Annotated in this window: 2 protein-coding genes; one reads left to right on the forward strand and one right to left on the reverse strand. The window is 75.5% G+C overall.

The window, feature by feature from the left end; translation table 11 throughout:
* Positions 1-40 precede the first annotated feature (40 nt).
* Positions 41-958 carry an ATP-binding cassette domain-containing protein gene (locus DQW06_RS04600; protein ID WP_117198016.1) on the reverse strand — a complete coding sequence of 306 codons (918 nt, stop codon included), beginning with the start codon at positions 956-958 and terminating at the stop codon, positions 41-43.
* Between the two features lie 237 nt (positions 959-1,195).
* On the opposite strand from DQW06_RS04600, the gene DQW06_RS04605 reads away from it, so the two are divergent.
* Positions 1,196-2,203 carry an exonuclease domain-containing protein gene (locus DQW06_RS04605; RefSeq protein WP_071622109.1) on the forward strand — a complete coding sequence of 336 codons (1,008 nt, stop codon included), beginning with the start codon at positions 1,196-1,198 and terminating at the stop codon, positions 2,201-2,203.
* Positions 2,204-2,213: the final 10 nt, after the last annotated feature.

Below are 2,213 nucleotides of genomic sequence, written 5' to 3' on the forward strand. Positions count from 1 at the left end.
GCGGAGGGGGCCGGGGGCTGCCCGGTCGTGGTGGAGGTCGTCACGGTCGGCTCCTGTTCGCGGTGGTGTACTGCACGCTGTCGGCGGTCAGCTCCCGGTAGGCCTGCTCCAGGGACGCGTCGCGCGTGCTCAGCCGGTGCAGGGCCACCCCCGCCCGGTGGGCCAGTTCCCCGACCCGTTCGACGGGTACGCCGGTGACCACCAGTTCGCCCGGGCCGGGGCGCTCCACCCCGGCCCCCTCCGCCTCCAGCGCGGTGACCAGGTCCTCGGGGTGGGGCGCGCGCACCAGCACGGCCGTCCACGCGCTGTTGCCCAGCACATCGGCCAGGGGCGCGTCGGTGATGAGCCTCCCCCGGCCGAGCACCACCAGGTGGTCGGCGGTCAGCTGCATCTCGCTCATCAGGTGGCTGGAGACGAACACCGTGCGCCCCTCGTCCGCGAGGGAGCGCATCAGGTCGCGGATCCAGCGCACGCCGTCGGGGTCCAGGCCGTTGACGGGCTCGTCGAACAGCAGCAGACCCGGATCGCCCAGCAGGGCGGCGGCGATGCCCAGGCGCTGGCTCATACCCAGGGAGAAGGCCCCCGCGCGCCTGCGCGCCGCCTCGGCCAGCCCCACGGCCTCCAGCACCTCGTCCACGCGGCGGTCGGGGATGCGGTGGGTGCGGGCCAGCCCCAGCAGGTGGGAGCGGGCGCTGCGTCCGGGGTGCACCGCGCGGGTGTCCAGGACGGCGCCCACGTGGTGCAGGGGCCGGTCCAGCTCCCGGTAGGGGCGGCCCCCGACCAGGGCCTGTCCGGCGGTGGGCCGGTCCAGGCCCAGCACCATCCGCATCGTCGTGGTCTTGCCCGCGCCGTTGGGACCCAAGAAGCCGGTCACCCGGCCGGGGCGGACCTCCAGGTCCAGCGAGTCCACGGCGAGCGTCTCCCCGTAGCGCTTGGTCAGTCCCCGCAGGGTGATCATGTGCGGCCCTCGTCTCGTCGTTCGTGCGGCGGTGACCACGTTAGGAACCCGGACCCCGGCCGGGCCATGGTGCGTACCGCCAGGTCGGGTGCGGTGCGCGCCAGGGCGGGGGTGGGGTTTTCCTCAGGGAGGGGACGAGGCCGCGCCGTCGCCGCCGGACCGGTGGGGCCGTTTCGTCCCCGAAGGCGTTCGGGCCCGGATAGCCTCGGTCCGTTCCCCGTTTGCAGGAGGTGCGCGGTGTCCCGGACCTGGACCGCGATCGACTTCGAGACCGCCAACCACGACCGCGGCAGCGCGTGCGCGGTCGGCCTGGTGCGGGTGCGCGACGGCGCGGTCGTGGACCGGTACACCACGCTGATCCGGCCGCCGAGGCAGGTGGACTTCTTCTCCCGCCACAACATCGCCGTGCACGGCATCACCGCGGCCGACGTCGCCGACGCCCCCTCCTGGGAACAGGCGCACGCGCGCATCGTGGAGTTCGCCGACGGCGGCCCCCTGGTGGCGCACAACGCCGCCTTCGACATGGGGGTGCTGCGCCAGGCCTGCGGACACACCGGGCTGTCCCACCCGGCGTGGGAGTACGCGTGCACGCTGGCGCTGTCCCGGCGCACCTGGAGCGGGCTGCCCGACCACAAGCTGCCGACCGTGTGCGCCCACATCGGGCACCGGGTGACGCACCACCACCGCGCCGACGCCGACGCCGAGGCCGCCGCGCGCATCGTGATCGCCGCCATGGAGCGCTACGGCACCCCGTCGCTGGCCGACCTGACCCGTGCCGCGCGGACGGACCTGCGCCGGGTGGAGGCCTCGCCCGGGAGCGCGGTGCCCGCCCCGGTCCCGGCCGCCGCCGCGCCCGTCCAGCCCGCGCTGCTCGCCGCGTCCGCCGCGGCTGCCGCGCCCGAGGACCGGTTCGGACGGTGGCAGCGTGACGCCCGGACGCCGCTGCCCGAGCCCTCCCCGGACGCCGACCCCACCGGGCCGCTGTACGGGCGCACCGTGTGCGTCTCCGGCGACCTGGAGTCCATGGACAAGCCCGAGGTGTGGCGGCGCGTGGCCGAGGCGGGCGGGCGGCCCGCCAAGAACGTCACCAGGAAGACCGACATGCTCGTCCTCGGGGGCCACGGCGGCCCCGGAAAGACCGCCAAGCACCTGCGGGCCGAGACCTACCGCGAGCGAGGCCAGCGCATCGATCTGGTCACCGAGGCCGAACTGCTGGCCCTGCTGGGGATGACCACCCGCCCCTGACCGGGGCGCG

Source organism: Nocardiopsis sp. TNDT3 (assembly GCF_003427465.1).
In the GTDB taxonomy this organism is placed as follows: Bacteria; Actinomycetota; Actinomycetes; order Streptosporangiales; family Streptosporangiaceae; genus Nocardiopsis; species Nocardiopsis dassonvillei.